Origin of the sequence: Streptomyces sp. NPDC048504, from assembly GCF_043200035.1 — a bacterium.
In the GTDB taxonomy this organism is placed as follows: domain Bacteria; phylum Actinomycetota; class Actinomycetes; order Streptomycetales; family Streptomycetaceae; genus Streptomyces.
In genome coordinates this window covers 80,720-94,715 of the sequence record NZ_JBICXA010000023.1, presented here as the reverse complement: position 1 = coordinate 94,715, position 13,996 = coordinate 80,720, and the positions used below count along the sequence as shown (strand labels likewise).

Here is a 13,996-nt window from a genome sequence, read left to right as displayed (position 1 = left end):
GGGCATGGAGATCGCCGCCTGCAGGGCCGAGGACATCGTCGTACTGGATCGCTTCATGCCGTCGTACAGCATCGACGGAAACCACCGGGCTCGGTTCGCGCGACAGGAGGCCGGTGAGAGCACCTATCTGATCCCGTGGCTGGACGGGCGGCCGGTCGGGCACGCGGAGGTCCGTTGGACGGGGTGTGCGGCGCCCGAGGTGCCGGCGGGCTGCCCGGAGATCAACGGCCTGTTCGTCTGGCCGGAGTCGCTCCGCTCGCGGGGCATCGGTGCCGCCCTGGTCCGCGAGGCCGAGCGGCTGGCTCGCCGACGCGGCATCGACGTCATGGGCCTGGGCGTCGGTGACGGCAACCCGCGTGCCGCGGCGCTGTACGCGCGGCTCGGCTACCGGCCCACGGTCACGTACGTCGACCGTCACGCACACCTCGACGCCGAGGGCGTGCGGCACGAGCATGCCGACCCCTGTGTGTTCCTGGTCAAGGAACTGCCGTCAGGCCCCCTTGACGTCAAGCAGCCCTGACGCAACGCTGCACCCATGACCACACCCCAAGGCATCGAACCCGAGCACACCCTCCTCACCGCCGTCGCCCGCCTCGACCACCTCCGCACCCGCGAGTCCCTCGCCGGCTTCGGCAGCGACGCCGAGGCGCTCGACAAGGCCGAGACGCTGGAACTGCTCGCCCTGACCGAGGTCGTCGCCCGCAAGGCCGCCTACGGCCGTCAGCTCACCGTCCGCGCGGCCCGCGAGGCCGGTGCGTCCTGGACGCAGATCGGCGCCGCGCTCGGCATGAGCAAGCAGGCCGCGTGGGAGGCGCACACCCGCTGGATCGACGCGCAGGCGGAGGTCTTCGGGCAGCCCGGGCGGATCGGGTTCGACGAGGAGGACCTGGCCGCGGCGCGGGCCCTCGCGGGGGAGCCGGACGAGGGCTGAACAGGGCATCGACGCAAGCCGAACCAGGCGTGGGCGAGGGCTGACCAGGGCTTCGCCGACAGCCGAACCGCGCATCGGCGAGGGCTGGACAGTGCACCGCAACGGGGCTCCATGACATGCCTCGCGCAACGGCCAACGGCCAACAGTCACCCCGCACCGCTCAACAACTCACCCCCCCACCGCCCTGCAACTCATTTCCCCCCTGCTCTGCAACTCACTCCGCACTGCTCAGCAACCCACCCCGCGACGCCCCACACCCACCACGCAACGAATCAACACCCGCGTCCCACGAACGCAACGATCTTGCGGAGACGCGCAAGGTTGCCGCATTACGACCAGGACGCCCGGGCTCGTAGGGTCAAGCGCTGTACCCAGCGCGGCAGGACCCCCGCTCGGCGGAGCCCCGTGCCGCCGGTCGCTGCCGCCCTGCCCGGCAGCGACAAGGAGCCCCCGCGTGCTCGACCAAGGCGCACCCCCGCATCACCGCAGCCAGACCGCCGAGCCGTCCCCGGGGCTCGGTGCGCGTCTGATGCGCCGCAAGCCCGTGGAACTCCTGGTCGCCGAGGGCGGTCAGGGCGAGGGAGGCTCGCTGCGGCGCTCACTCGGGCTCTGGCAGCTGACGATGATCAGCATCGGCGCCACCCTCGGCACCGGCATCTTCGTCGTCCTCGGCGAAGCCGTCCCCAAGGCAGGCCCCGCCGTCACCCTCTCCTTCGTGATCGCCGGCCTCACCGCCCTCTTCTCGGCCCTCTCCTACGCCGAACTCGCGGGCACCATCCCGGTAGCCGGTTCCTCGTACTCGTACGCCTACGCCACCATGGGTGAGCTGATCGCCTGGATCTGCGGCTGGTGCCTGGTCCTGGAGTACGGCGTCTCGGTCGCCGCCGTCGCCGTCGGCTGGGGCGAGTACCTCAACGAACTGCTCGACGGCACCATTGGCGTCACCATCCCGGACGCTCTGTCCGCCCCGCCCGGCGACGGCGGCATCTTCAACCTCCCGGCGCTGATCGTCGTACTCCTCGCGATGGCCTTCCTGCTCGGCGGTGCCAAGGAGTCCGCCCGCGCCAACACGGTCATGGTGTGCGTGAAGATCGCCGCGCTGGTGCTGTTCTGCGCGATCGGCATCCAGGGCTTCAAGTCCGGCAACTACGACCACTTCATGCCGCTGGGCATGGCCGGCGTCAGCGCGGCCGGGGCGACGCTCTTCTTCTCGTACATCGGCTTCGACGCCGCCTCCACGGCCGGCGAGGAGGCGAGGAACGCCCAGCGCGACCTGCCCCGCGCGATCATGCTCTCGCTCGTCATCGTGACCGCGCTGTACGTCCTCGTCGCGGCCGTCGCCGTCGGCGCGAAGCCCTGGCGGCGCTTCAACGACTCCGAGGCCGCCCTCGCCCAGATCATGCGCGACGTCACCGGCCAGTCCTTCTGGGGCACCCTGCTCGCGGGCTGCGCGGTGATCGCCATCGCGAGCGTCGTCCTGACCGTGCTCTACGGCCAGACGCGCATCCTCTTCGCGATGTCCAGGGACGGACTCGTGCCCAAGGTGTTCGGCAAGGTCCACCCGAAGACGGGGGCGCCCCGCGCCAACACCGTCATCGTGTCCCTGTTCTGCGGGGTCCTCGCGGCCGCCATCCCGCTGGGCCAGCTCGCGGACGCGACCAGCATCGGCACCCTGTTCGCCTTCGCGCTGGTCAACATCGCCGTCGTGGTGCTGCGCCGGACCCGCCCGGACATGTCCCGCACCTTCCGCGTACCGCTGTCGCCGGTGCTGCCCGCCGTTGGCTTCGGGCTGTGCCTGTGGATGATGGGCAGCCTCTCGGCCGTCACCTGGGTGGTCTTCGGAATCTGGATGGCCGTCGGGCTCGTGTTCTACTTCGTATACGGCCACCGCCGCTCCCGACTGGCACCACCCGCACCATCCGAGAAGTGATCGATCCACCGTGCTGAACGAACTCGACGAACGCATCGTGCACGCCCTCGCCGAGGACGCCCGCCGCTCCTTCGCGGACATCGGGCAACTCGTCGGCCTGTCCGCGCCCGCCGTGAAACGGCGCGTGGACCGGCTCCGGGCCACCGGCGCCATCACCGGCTTCACCGTACGGGTGGACCCGTCGGCGCTCGGCTGGGAGACCGAGGGGTTCGTCGAGATCTACTGCCGGCACAACACCTCCCCGGACACCATCCGACGCGGCCTGGAGCGCTACCAGGAGGTCGTGGCCGCGTCCACCGTCACCGGCGACGCGGACGCGGTCGTCCAGGTCTTCGCCGCCGACATGCGCCACTTCGAGCGGGTGCTGGAGCGCATCGCGGGGGAGCCGTTCGTGGAGCGCACGAAGTCGGTGCTGGTGCTGTCGCCGCTGCTCCGGCGTTTCTCGTCGGGCTCGCCGACCTGAGCCGCGCCGGCTACTCGGACCGGCGGCGGACCGCCGACAGCAGCCGGCGTACGGCGATCACGTGCCCGCCGCTGGAGATGACGAGCCGCCGGTAGAGGCCCCCGGCCAGGCCGGGGAAGGCGGCCCGGGTCTCGGCCCGCAGCAGCGAGCGCCCCGGGCCGGTCCGCTCGACGTGGAAGATCAGGGCGTACGACGAGAAGCGGTGGCTGCCTTCGACGACCAGCTCGCGCCCCGGGACCGCCGAGGTCACATGGAAACCGGCGAACGCCGAACCCTCGGCGAGGGGCCGGGGCCCGGAGCTCTCGCGGTCGGCCGCCCGGACCAGGCGTGCGTACAGGGTCGCCCGCGCGGAGGAGTGGCCCATCACCTGGCTCAGGCCGCGCCACACGGCGTCGGGCTCCGCCGCCACGACCGTGGTCTGTTCGCCGACCTGGGGCAACGCGGCGATCTCCATCAGGACCTCCATGACGTCGGACCCGTCCCCCTCGCTACGACTGTCCCACAGCGCGGCCGGAGGCTCTCACTCCGCCGTCTTGCGCGCCAGCGCGTTGTTCCCTATCGAGTTGTGCACGCTGAAGCTCACCGCGTCCGAGCGGTAGCGGTCGTCCGACCACTCAACTGGCCGTCCCTCGCGGGTCGTTGTGACCCGGCGGACCCGCAGCAGCGGGCTGGTCCGGCGGATGCCCAGCAGCTCCGCGTCCTGCGCGCCCGCGGCCACCGCGTCGATGACGTGCTCGCCGTAGGCGAAGACCAACCCCGTGTCGTCGTACAGGCGTTGGGTCACCGACGGGCAGTCGGGCTCGATCGCCTCGACGGCCGGGGAGATCCAGTCGGCGTATACGGTCCGCTCCAGGAGGACCGGTTCGCCGTCCAGGCCACGCACCCGCAGGACGTGCAACACAGGGGTCTTCTCGGGGAGTTGGAGGCGCACGGCGTCCTCGGCGGCGGCCGGGCGGTACTCCTGCGCGACCACGTGCCCGGTCGCCTCGCGCTCCATCGCTCGCGCCCACTCGGCGAAGCTGCGCAGTTCCGCGAAGCTCTGGCTGCGGCGGCTGGCCAGCACCACCCGGCGGGCGCCCTGGCGGGAGCCGATCAGTCCCTCGGCGGTGAGGGCCGCGACGGCCTGGCGGACCGTGCCGCGCGAGACGCCGTACTGCGCCGCGAGGTCCGTCTCCGCGGGCAACAGGCTGCCGACTGTGTACTCCTCGCGGTCGATGGCCTTGCGCAGCTCGTCGGCGATCTCCTCGTGTCGCGCCGTCATGCTTCCCCTCCGAGTTGGCCACTGTGCACAGCGTGAGCAGCGTAGTCGAGTTCCCTTGGTGATCCGTGTCAGCCAGGAGTGTGCAGAGAAGAAGGGGTCACGGTTTCGCCAATGTTTACGAACAAGACACCATCGCCGGGCGTACTGAGGCCAACTTGTTCAGACAAGTTCTCCGCTCTGCTCTAACCCTCGTGCGCACCCCTGGAGAGACCGTGACCGTGTCCCCGCCGAGAAACGCCGTCCTGGGTGGATCCCTCGCCGTCGTCGCCGCGCTCGCCCTCAGCGCCTGCGGCGCCGCCCCCACCAACTCGTCGACCACCGCCGACGGCAAGAACGCCGCCACCGCCACCTCCGCCACCGACTTCGGCGGCATGGACGCCCTGGTGAAGGCGGCCAAGAAGGAGGGCACGCTGCACATCATCGCGGTGCCCCGTGACTGGGCCAACTACGGCGCCATCATCGACGGCTTCACCAAGAAGTACGGCATCAAGATCACGGACGAGAACCCGGACGGCTCCAGCCAGGACGAGATCAACGCCGTGACCTCCCGCAAGGGCCAGGACCGTGCGCCCGACGTCCTCGACCTCGGCAGCTCCTTCGCGCTGAGCGCCGCCCAGCAGGGCCTGCTCGCGCCGTACAAGGTCGCCTCCTTCGACCAGATCCCCGAGGGCCAGAAGGACCCGAAGGGGCAGTGGTTCAACGACTACGGCGGCTACATCTCCATCGGCTGCGACGCGAAGCGCGTGAAGACCTGTCCGACCACGTTCGCAGACCTGCTGAAGCCGCAGTACAAGGGTCAGGTCGCCCTCAACGGCAACCCCACCAAGTCGGGTTCGGCCTTCGGCGGTGTGTACGCGGCGGCGCTCGCCAACAAGGGCTCTTTCGACGACATCCAGCCCGGCCTGGACTTCTTCGCCAAGCTGAAGAAGAACGGCAACTACACGCCGGTCGAGTCGACCCCGGCGACCGTCGAGAAGGGCGAGACGCCCATCTCCATCGACTGGGACTACCTGAACGCCGGTTACGCCGACGAGTTCAAGTCCAAGGGCGTCGACTGGAAGGTCTCCATCCCGAGCGACGGCCAGTACGCGCAGTACTACTCGCAGGCCATCAACAAGGACGCCCCGCACCCGGCGGCCGCCCGCCTGTGGCAGGAGTACCTGTACAGCGCCGAGGGCCAGAACCTGTGGCTCAAGGGGTACGCGCGTCCGGTGCTGATGACCTCCATGGAGTCGGCCGGCACGCTCGACAAGACCGCCGCCGCCAAGCTCCCCCAGGTCTCCGGCACGCCGGCCTTCCCGACCGAGGCCCAGCAGAGCAAGGCCAAGACGGTCATCGCGTCCGGCTGGGCGAAGGCCGTCTCCGGATGACGGCCACGCTCACGCGGGCCGACGTGGTTGCCGCCGCTTCTGTGAAGCGGCGGCGCCGCGTCCCCGGCTGGATCGCCGTGGTCCCGCTGCTCGTGTTCGTCGCGGTCGCCTTCGGGGTGCCCGCCATTGCGATGCTGAACGGCGCCTTCACCGTCAAGAACCAGACGACGGGCGCCACTTCGTACAGCACCGCCAACCTGACCGAGTCACTCAAGGGCGCCTACCTCACCGCGCTGGTCGGCAGCGTCAAGCTGTCCGCGCTCTCGGCAGCCCTCGGCACCCTGCTCGGTCTGCCGCTCGCGCAGGTCGTCGTCACCTCCCGCTTCCGCGCGCTGCGCGAGGCCGTGCTCACCGCGTCCGGCGTCCTCGCCAACTTCGGCGGTGTCCCGCTGGCCTTCGCGTTCGTCGCCACGCTCGGCAACGCCGGTGTGCTGACGACCCACTTGGGCCTCAAGGACAAGGGCTGGGACCTCTACAGCTTCTCGGGCCTGGTCCTCGTCTACCTCTACTTCCTCATCCCGCTGATGGTCCTCACCATCACCCCCGCCCTGGAGGGCCTGCGCACCCAGTGGCGCGAGGCCGCGCAGAACAACGGCGCCACCGGCGTGCAGTACTGGCGCCACGTCGCCCTGCCGGTGCTGCTGCCCTCGCTGCTCGGCGGCTTCGTCCTCCTCTTCGGCAGCGCGTTCGCCGCGTACGCCACCGCCGCGGCCATGGTGGGCAGTTCCATCCCGCTGGTCACCCTGCAGATCGCCGACGCCATCTCCGGCAACGTGCTGGTCGGCCAGGAGAACGTGGCCCTCGCCCTCAGCCTCGACATGGTCCTGGTCGCGGGCCTGGTCATGGCCGTGTACCTGCCCCTGCAACGACGGAGCGCGCGATGGCTGGACGCCTGAACCTCTGGCGGTGGGTCGTCCTCTGCCTCGCCGCCCTGTACTTCCTGGTCCCGCTCGCCGCGTCGGTCGTCTTCACGGTCGATGTACCGGGCCAGGGCGTCACCTTCGACGCCTACACCCAGATCGTCTCCGCCGACGGCTTCACCTCCAGCCTGGTCCTCTCGCTGGAACTCGCCGCCGCGACGATCGCCGTGGTCCTGCTCCTCATGGTCCCTGCCATGGTCGCGCTACGGCTCGGCGCGCCCCGCCTGCGCCCGGTCGTCGAGGTGATCTGCTCGCTGCCGCTGGTGGTGCCGCCGATCGCGTTCGTCGCCGGTATCGCCACCGTCCTCAAGTGGGGCCCCGACTACCTCTCGCGCACCCCGCTGTTCGAGACCTTCGTCGCCATCCAGAACCCGAGCTTCCCCTTCATCCTCGTCCTTGCCTACGTCGTGATGGCGCTGCCGTTCGTGTACCGGGCGCTGGACTCCGGGCTCCGGGCCATCGACGTGAAGACCCTCGTCGAGGCCGCCCGCAGCTGCGGCGCGGGCTGGCCGCAGGCGCTCGTGCGGGCCGTACTGCCCAATCTGCGCGGGGCGTTGCTCAACGCGTCCTTCCTCACCCTCGCGCTGGTGCTCGGCGAGTTCACCGTGGCCCAGCTGCTCGGCTTCCAGCCCTTCGCCGTGTGGATCTACAGCGTCGGCGGGTCCAACGCCCAGCTCTCCGTCGCCGTCTCCGTGCTCAGCCTGGTCGTCACCTGGGCACTCCTCCTCACGCTCGCCGGTGTCGGCGGACGTGACAAAACCGCTTCGTCCCGGGGATGAACCATGACCGCCACCACGCTTGAGAAGACCACGACGGACAACGCCGCCACCGTCGAATTCCGGGGCCTGCGCCGGGAGTTCGGCCCCACCGTCGCCCTCGACGGACTCGACCTGACCGTCCGGCCCGGCGAGTTCCTGGCCCTGCTCGGCCCCTCCGGCTGCGGCAAGACCACCGCCCTGCGCATGCTCGCCGGCTTCGAACACCCCACCTCCGGCGAGGTGTTGGTCGACGGCAGGGACGTCACCGATGTCCCCGCCCATCGCCGCGACGCCGGCATGGTCTTCCAGTCGTACAGCCTCTTCCCGCATCTCAACGCCCTCGACAACGTCGCCTTCGGCCTGCGCATGCGCAAGGTCCGTACGGCCGAACGACGGTCCCGTGCCGCCGAGTTGCTCGACCTCGTCGGTCTCGGCGACAAGGGCGAGCGCTTCCCGCACCAGCTCTCCGGCGGCCAGCAGCAGCGCGTCGCCCTGGCCCGCGCGCTCGCCCTGCGCCCCCGCGTCCTGCTCCTGGACGAGCCGCTGTCGGCGCTCGATGCCAAGGTACGGCTCTCCCTGCGCGAGGAGATCCGCCGCCTCCAGCAGGAACTCGGCATCACCACCCTCTTCGTGACGCACGATCAGGAAGAGGCACTGTCCATCGCCGACCGGGTCGCCGTGATGCGCGCCGGAAAGCTCGAACAGTGCGCCGCACCCGCCGAGTTGTACGGGCGCCCCACGACCGCGTTCGTCGCCGAGTTCGTCGGCACGATGAGCCGCCTCCCGGGGCACCTCACCGACGGCACCGTCGAGGTGCTCGGGCAGCGGCTGCCGGTCGACGGCGAGGCGCCCGCGCTGACGGAGGTGGACGTCCTCGTACGCCCCGAGGCGATCCACGTGCACGCCGACGCCGCCGGTGACGCGCGTGTCGTCGCCACCGCCTTCCTCGGCTCGGTCGTCCGCCTCACCGTGCAGCTCGCCGACTCCACCGAGGTCAAGGCCGACCTGCCCGCGCACGAGGCCGCGGGGCTGGGCGCCGGCGTCGCCGTACGGGTGTCGCTGCCGGAACGGCCGGTCCTCGTGGCAGAACGCGTCTAACCCGTAGGGCCACACCGGCCCGTAGCGCCCGTACCGAAAGAGAGAAACGTGACCCCCCACACCCAACTCCCGCTCCAGGCCGTCCTGTTCGACATGGACGGAACGCTCGTCGACACCGAGCGGCTGTGGTGGGAGGCGGTGGAGCAGGTCGCGGGCAGGACCCTGACCGACGCGGACCAGCCGGAGGTGCTCGGCCGCCCGGTCGAGCACACCGCCGACTGGCTCGCCCGGGCCACGGGCGGGTCGGCGGCGGACCTCGCGGCCGCACTGCACCGGGAGTTCGCCGCCCGTGTCCGCACCGGCACCGTGCCCCGCCCCGGCGCGCTCGACCTGCTCGACGCCCTCGCCCGCGACGGCGTCCCCACGGCCCTGGTCACCGCGTCCCCCCGCGCGGTCGCCGACACCGTCCTCGACGCCCTCGGCGCGAGCCGCTTCGCGGTCTCCGTCACCGCCGACGACACCGGGCGCACCAAGCCCGCCCCCGACCCCTACCTCGCCGCCTGCCGCGCCCTCGGCGTCGACCCGGCGGCCTGCGTCGCCGTCGAGGACACCCAGACCGGCGTCAGCTCCGCCGAGGCGGCCGGCTGTGCGGTCCTCGCGGTGCCGTCGCTGGCCCCGATCGACGCGGCCCCCGGCCGGACCGTGCGCGACAGCCTCGTCGGGGTCACCCCGGCGGCCCTGCGCGCGATGGTGACGCGCGAACGGCCGTACGAGCTACGCGTGTTGACCTGGAACCTCTGGCTCGGCGGCAGCAAGGTCGACGACCACCGGGCCAAGCAGCTGAAGGCCATCACGGAGACCGGCGCGGACGTGGTCGGCCTCCAGGAGACGGGCGGCACCGCCGCCGAGGAACTCGCCGAGGCGCTCGGCTGGCACCACCACCGGGCCGGCGAGAACCTCGGCGTGATCAGCCGCCACCCGATCACGGCCCGCTTCGGCGACCCGGACGTCGGCTTCTACGGCGCGGCCGGGGTGAGGATCGCCGTAGCGGAGGGCCGCGAGGTCGACCTGTGGACCTGCCACCTCGACTACACGCCCTACGGCCCCTACGAATCCGCCTACGACGGGCTCCCGGCCGCCGACCTCATCGCCCACGAGGACGTACGGCTCGCCCAGATGCGGGATGCCCTCGGCCGGATCGCGGAGGTTTCCGACGACGCCGTCCCCGTGGTGCTGGTCGGTGACTTCAACAGCCCTTCGCACCTGGACTGGCCGGATGTGGAGTGGCCGGTGACGAAGGCCGCGGCGGACGCGGGGTTGCGGGACTCCTACCGGGAGGTCCACCCGGACCCGGTTGCCGACCCCGGGAACACCTGGTCGCCGATCCACCCGGTGAACGAGGACGGCAGTGGGCGCGCTGAGCCGCAGGACCGTATCGACTACGTCCTGTACCGGGGGCTGACCCTGCTCGACTCGCGGACGTTCGTGGTCGGTACGCCTAGCCCCTGGCCGGATGTGTCTGGTAACTGCTGGCCGTCGGACCACGCGGCCGTCCTTACGGTGTTCGCGGTGCCCCGGCGTTAGTGCTCCGCTGGGAGGTCCGTGCGTCGGCCGCGGGTCCGTTGTGGCTGGTCGCGCAGTTCCCCGCGCCCCTTTGGGGCGCTGCCATCAGGGGTTCCAGAAGCATCAGGGGTTCCAAAAGAACGACACGTGTGCGCGGTCGAAGCGGCGGTCGGCCAGGTCCCGTCGCGGGATCACCCAGTGCAGGGTGGAGCCCTCCCGCCCGGTGAGACCGATGTCCCACTGGGCGAGCAGGGTCCACTCCCCGGGGGCGGGCAGTTCTGCGGTCTCGGCCCGGTGCAGGCGGGCCTGTTCCGCCTCCGCCGCGGCGTCCGTGACCGGGTCCGTCTCCGTGCACTCGTGGGAGGCGTACCCGCCGATGTGCAGCGGTCCGTCGACGACGATGCCGCCGTAGGTCTCGTCCCACGCCTCGGCCAGTTCCCAGGCGCGGGGATGGCCGGGGAGCGTGACGGTCTCCTCGCCGCCCTCCGGGGAGGGGGCAAGGAAGTGGTGCGGCAGGGAGACGTCGGGCGCCAGCCGCAGTTCCTCCTGCGGGAACTGTTCGTAGACGGCGAGCGTGTCGGTGTCGTCGAACGCGTCACCCTCCTCGCCGTAGACACAGGGGTACTTCGTGTTCCGCTCCTCGACGGGTGTCCCCTCGGGGATGTACACGACCTCGCCGGCCGTACCGCCGTAGTACGTCATCTCGGGGAAGCCGAAGAGCAACAGGCGGCCGTCGGGCGGCAGTTGAAGGCCGGTCGTCTCCTCGGAGAGGGCCGCGCAGTCGAGGGTGGCGAGTAACGGGAACCAGGGGTCGGGGGCGTCGGCGGGCAGCAGCAGGGGTCCGCCGAACCTGCCGACGACCGGCCCGTCGCCGCCGGTGACTAGGGTCCCGGACGGACGGGCGGCAGCGATCCACCGCTCGACGTCCTCGGGCGGTATCCCGCGCCCCAGTGCTTCCTCGCGGAAGGGTGTGAGCCGGTTGATCAGGTCAGGATTCATGGGCGGCAAACTACGCCCGGGGTCTGACAGCCCGTTCGTCGCACCGGAGCGACCGGCTCCCATCAGGCACGCAACGAATCGCCGCCCCACCCCGCTCGCACGCAACAAACCGCTCACCGGCGCGCAACAGCTCCTTCTTGTCCGGCCCAGCCCCTCAGCCGTACCGTCTAGGTGGGCCCCGATAGGTGGCTCTTCAACCTTTTCGTACCGGTGAGGAACACACATGCGCACCGCCCTCCTCCAGAGCTCCGGCCGCCCCGGCTCCGTCGTCGAGAACCTCAAGGTCCTCGACGAGGCCGCGGGCCGGGCCGCGGCCGGTGGTGCCGGGCTGCTCGCCGTGCCGGAGATGTTCCTCACCGGATACGCGATCGGCGACGACATCGGCCGCCTCGCCGAGCCCGCCGACGGCGACTCCGCGGACGCCGTCGCCGAGACCGCCACCCGGCACGGACTCGCGATCGCCTACGGCTACCCCGAGCGCGACGGCGCCGCCGTGTACAACTCGGCCCAGCTGATCTCCGCCGACGGCACCCGCCTCGCCAACTACCGCAAGACCCACCTCTTCGGCGACTTCGAGCGCGCCCACTTCACACCGGGCGAACAGCCCGTCGTCCAGGCCGAGTTGGACGGCCTGACCGTCGGCCTGATGATCTGCTACGACGTCGAGTTCCCGGAGCCCGTCCGCGCCCACGCCCTCGCCGGCACCGACCTGCTCCTCGTCCCGACGGCGAACATGCACCCGTTCCAGTTCGTCGCCGAGTCCCTGGTCCCGGTGCGGGCCTGGGAGAACCAGATGTACGTGGCGTACATCAACCGCATCGGCCAGGAAGGGGAGTTCGACTTCTACGGCCTCTCCACCCTCGCCGGCCCCGACGGAGTCGCCCGCACCCGCGCCGGCCGCGGCGAGGAACTCCTCCTCACGGACGTCGACTCCGAGTTGCTCGCCAACTCCCGTGCGGCGAACCCGTATCTGAACGACCGCCGCCCCGGCCTCTACGGGTCCCTGGCCTGAATCCCCCCTGCTGTTCCCGTACTTGTTCTTGTTCCGCTAGGAGTCCGTACCCCATGACGTCCACGGTGCCCAACGCCGTCCAGCACGCCGACGCGCTGCAGCCGCCGATCACCATGTTCGGGCCGGACTTCCCGTACGCGTACGACGACTTCCTCGCCCACCCGGCGGGCCTCGGCCAGATACCCGCGACCGGGCACGGCACCGAAGTCGCGGTGATCGGCGGCGGGTTGTCCGGCATCGTGGCCGCCTACGAGCTGATGAAGATGGGCCTCAAGCCCGTCGTCTACGAGGCCGACCAGATCGGCGGCCGGTTGCGGACCGTGGGCTTCGACGGGTGCGACCCGTCCCTCACCGCCGAGATGGGCGCGATGCGCTTTCCGCCCTCCTCGACCGCCCTCCAGCACTACATCGACCTGGTGGGCCTGGAGACCCGGCCGTTCCCCAACCCCCTTGCGGAGGCGACCCCTTCGACCGTCGTCGACCTCAAGGGCGAGTCCCACTACGCGACCACCGTCGACGACCTCCCGCAGGTCTACCGCGACGTGATGCACGCCTGGAACGCCTGCCTCGAAGAGGGCGCCGACTTCTCCGACATGAACCGCGCCATGCGCGAACGCGACGTCCCGCGCATCCGCGAGATCTGGTCGAAGCTCGTCGAGAAACTCGACAACCAGACCTTCTACGGTTTCCTCTGCGACTCCGAGTCCTTCAAGTCCTTCCGGCACCGCGAGATCTTCGGCCAGGTCGGCTTCGGCACCGGCGGCTGGGACACCGACTTCCCCAACTCGATCCTCGAAATCCTGCGGGTCGTCTACACCGAGGCCGACGACCACCACCGCGGCATCGTCGGCGGCTCCCAGCAACTCCCGCTCAGGCTGTGGGACCGAGAGCCCGAGAAGATCGTGCACTGGCCCTACGGCACCTCGCTGGCGTCCCTGCACGTGGGCGGCGAACCCCGCCCGGCCGTGACCCGGCTGCACCGCACGGCCGGCAACGGGATCACGGTGACGGACGCGAACGGCGACATCCGCACCTACCAGGCGGCGATCTTCACCGCCCAGTCCTGGATGCTGCTCTCGAAGATCGCCTGCGACGACTCGCTCTTCCCGATCGACCACTGGACGGCGATCGAGCGCACCCACTACATGGAGTCCTCGAAGCTGTTCGTCCCCGTCGACCGGCCCTTCTGGCTGGACAAGGACGAGGAGACCGGCCGGGACGTCATGTCGATGACCCTCACCGACCGTATGACGCGCGGGACTTACCTCCTCGACGACGGCCCGGACAAGCCCGCCGTCATCTGCCTCTCGTACACCTGGTGCGACGACAGCCTCAAGTGGCTGCCGCTGTCCGCGAACGAGCGGATGGAGGTCATGCTGAAGTCGCTCGGCGAGATCTACCCGAAGGTCGACATCAGGAAGCACGTCATCGGCAGCCCGGTGACCGTCTCCTGGGAGAACGAGCCCTATTTCATGGGCGCGTTCAAGGCCAATCTGCCCGGCCACTACCGCTACCAGCGGCGCCTGTTCACCCACTTCATGCAGGACAGGCTGCCCGCGGACAAGCGGGGCGTCTTCCTCGCCGGCGACGACATCTCCTGGACGGCGGGCTGGGCCGAGGGCGCCGTCCAGACCGCGCTGAACGCGGTCTGGGGCGTCATGCACCAGCTGGGCGGCACGACCGACCCGACGAACCCCGGCCCGGGGGACGTCTACGACGCGATCGCACCGGTCGAACTCCCGGAGGACTGA

General features: G+C 70.7%; 14 protein-coding genes. 11 read left to right on the top strand and 3 right to left on the bottom strand.

Annotation, left to right across the window (positions count from 1 at the left end; genetic code table 11):
* Positions 1-4: 4 nt before the first annotated feature.
* The 4 genes from ACGFY9_RS42960 to ACGFY9_RS42945 all read left to right on the top strand — a co-directional run bounded on the left by ACGFY9_RS42960 (position 5) and on the right by ACGFY9_RS42945 (position 3,324).
* Positions 5-520, top strand: a complete 516-nt coding sequence (locus ACGFY9_RS42960; protein WP_393763680.1) for a GNAT family N-acetyltransferase — start codon at positions 5-7, stop codon at positions 518-520.
* A 15-nt stretch (positions 521-535) separates the two neighbouring features.
* Positions 536-931, top strand: a complete 396-nt coding sequence (locus ACGFY9_RS42955) for a hypothetical protein (RefSeq protein ID WP_393763678.1) — start codon at positions 536-538, stop codon at positions 929-931.
* Positions 932-1,385: 454 nt separating this feature from the next.
* Positions 1,386-2,861, top strand: coding sequence for an amino acid permease (locus ACGFY9_RS42950; protein ID WP_393763677.1), 1,476 nt, complete (start codon positions 1,386-1,388; stop codon positions 2,859-2,861).
* A 10-nt stretch (positions 2,862-2,871) separates the two neighbouring features.
* Positions 2,872-3,324, top strand: a complete 453-nt coding sequence (locus ACGFY9_RS42945) for an Lrp/AsnC family transcriptional regulator (RefSeq protein ID WP_019059706.1) — start codon at positions 2,872-2,874, stop codon at positions 3,322-3,324.
* 10 nt (positions 3,325-3,334) lie between these two features.
* Here the strand turns inward: ACGFY9_RS42945 and ACGFY9_RS42940 are convergent, their stop codons facing one another.
* Positions 3,335-3,778 carry a hypothetical protein gene (locus tag ACGFY9_RS42940; protein ID WP_393763675.1) on the bottom strand — a complete coding sequence of 148 codons (444 nt, stop codon included), beginning with the start codon at positions 3,776-3,778 and terminating at the stop codon, positions 3,335-3,337.
* A 66-nt stretch (positions 3,779-3,844) separates the two neighbouring features.
* Positions 3,845-4,585, bottom strand: coding sequence for a GntR family transcriptional regulator (locus ACGFY9_RS42935; RefSeq protein ID WP_393763673.1), 741 nt, complete (start codon positions 4,583-4,585; stop codon positions 3,845-3,847).
* A gap of 212 nt (positions 4,586-4,797) precedes the next feature.
* On the opposite strand from ACGFY9_RS42935, the gene ACGFY9_RS42930 reads away from it, so the two are divergent.
* The 5 genes from ACGFY9_RS42930 to ACGFY9_RS42910 are packed head-to-tail and all read left to right on the top strand — an operon-like array spanning position 4,798 to position 10,255.
* Entirely contained in the window at positions 4,798-5,955 is a 1,158-nt protein-coding gene (locus tag ACGFY9_RS42930; RefSeq protein WP_393763671.1) for an ABC transporter substrate-binding protein, read from the top strand.
* Positions 5,952-6,851, top strand: a complete 900-nt coding sequence (locus ACGFY9_RS42925; protein ID WP_393763670.1) for an ABC transporter permease — start codon at positions 5,952-5,954, stop codon at positions 6,849-6,851. The genes ACGFY9_RS42930 and ACGFY9_RS42925 overlap by 4 nt, the downstream gene beginning before the upstream one ends.
* Positions 6,836-7,654 (top strand): ABC transporter permease, encoded by an 819-nt coding sequence (locus tag ACGFY9_RS42920; RefSeq protein WP_393763668.1) that lies wholly within the window; start codon positions 6,836-6,838, stop codon positions 7,652-7,654. Before ACGFY9_RS42925 ends, ACGFY9_RS42920 begins: the two co-directional genes overlap by 16 nt.
* Positions 7,655-7,657: 3 nt before the next feature.
* Entirely contained in the window at positions 7,658-8,731 is a 1,074-nt protein-coding gene (locus ACGFY9_RS42915) for an ABC transporter ATP-binding protein (RefSeq protein ID WP_393763666.1), read from the top strand.
* A 48-nt stretch (positions 8,732-8,779) separates the two neighbouring features.
* Positions 8,780-10,255, top strand: coding sequence for an HAD-IA family hydrolase (locus tag ACGFY9_RS42910; protein WP_393763664.1), 1,476 nt, complete (start codon positions 8,780-8,782; stop codon positions 10,253-10,255).
* A 102-nt stretch (positions 10,256-10,357) separates the two neighbouring features.
* Here ACGFY9_RS42910 and ACGFY9_RS42905 read toward each other — a convergent pair whose 3' ends face one another.
* On the bottom strand, positions 10,358-11,233 hold the full coding sequence (locus ACGFY9_RS42905) for a DUF1963 domain-containing protein (protein ID WP_393763662.1): 876 nt from the start codon (positions 11,231-11,233) through the stop codon (positions 10,358-10,360).
* 223 nt (positions 11,234-11,456) lie between these two features.
* On the opposite strand from ACGFY9_RS42905, the gene ACGFY9_RS42900 reads away from it, so the two are divergent.
* Both ACGFY9_RS42900 and ACGFY9_RS42895 read left to right on the top strand, forming a co-directional pair.
* On the top strand, positions 11,457-12,245 hold the full coding sequence (locus tag ACGFY9_RS42900) for a carbon-nitrogen hydrolase family protein (protein ID WP_393763661.1): 789 nt from the start codon (positions 11,457-11,459) through the stop codon (positions 12,243-12,245).
* A gap of 53 nt (positions 12,246-12,298) precedes the next feature.
* Positions 12,299-13,996 carry a flavin monoamine oxidase family protein gene (locus tag ACGFY9_RS42895; RefSeq protein WP_393763659.1) on the top strand — a complete coding sequence of 566 codons (1,698 nt, stop codon included), beginning with the start codon at positions 12,299-12,301 and terminating at the stop codon, positions 13,994-13,996.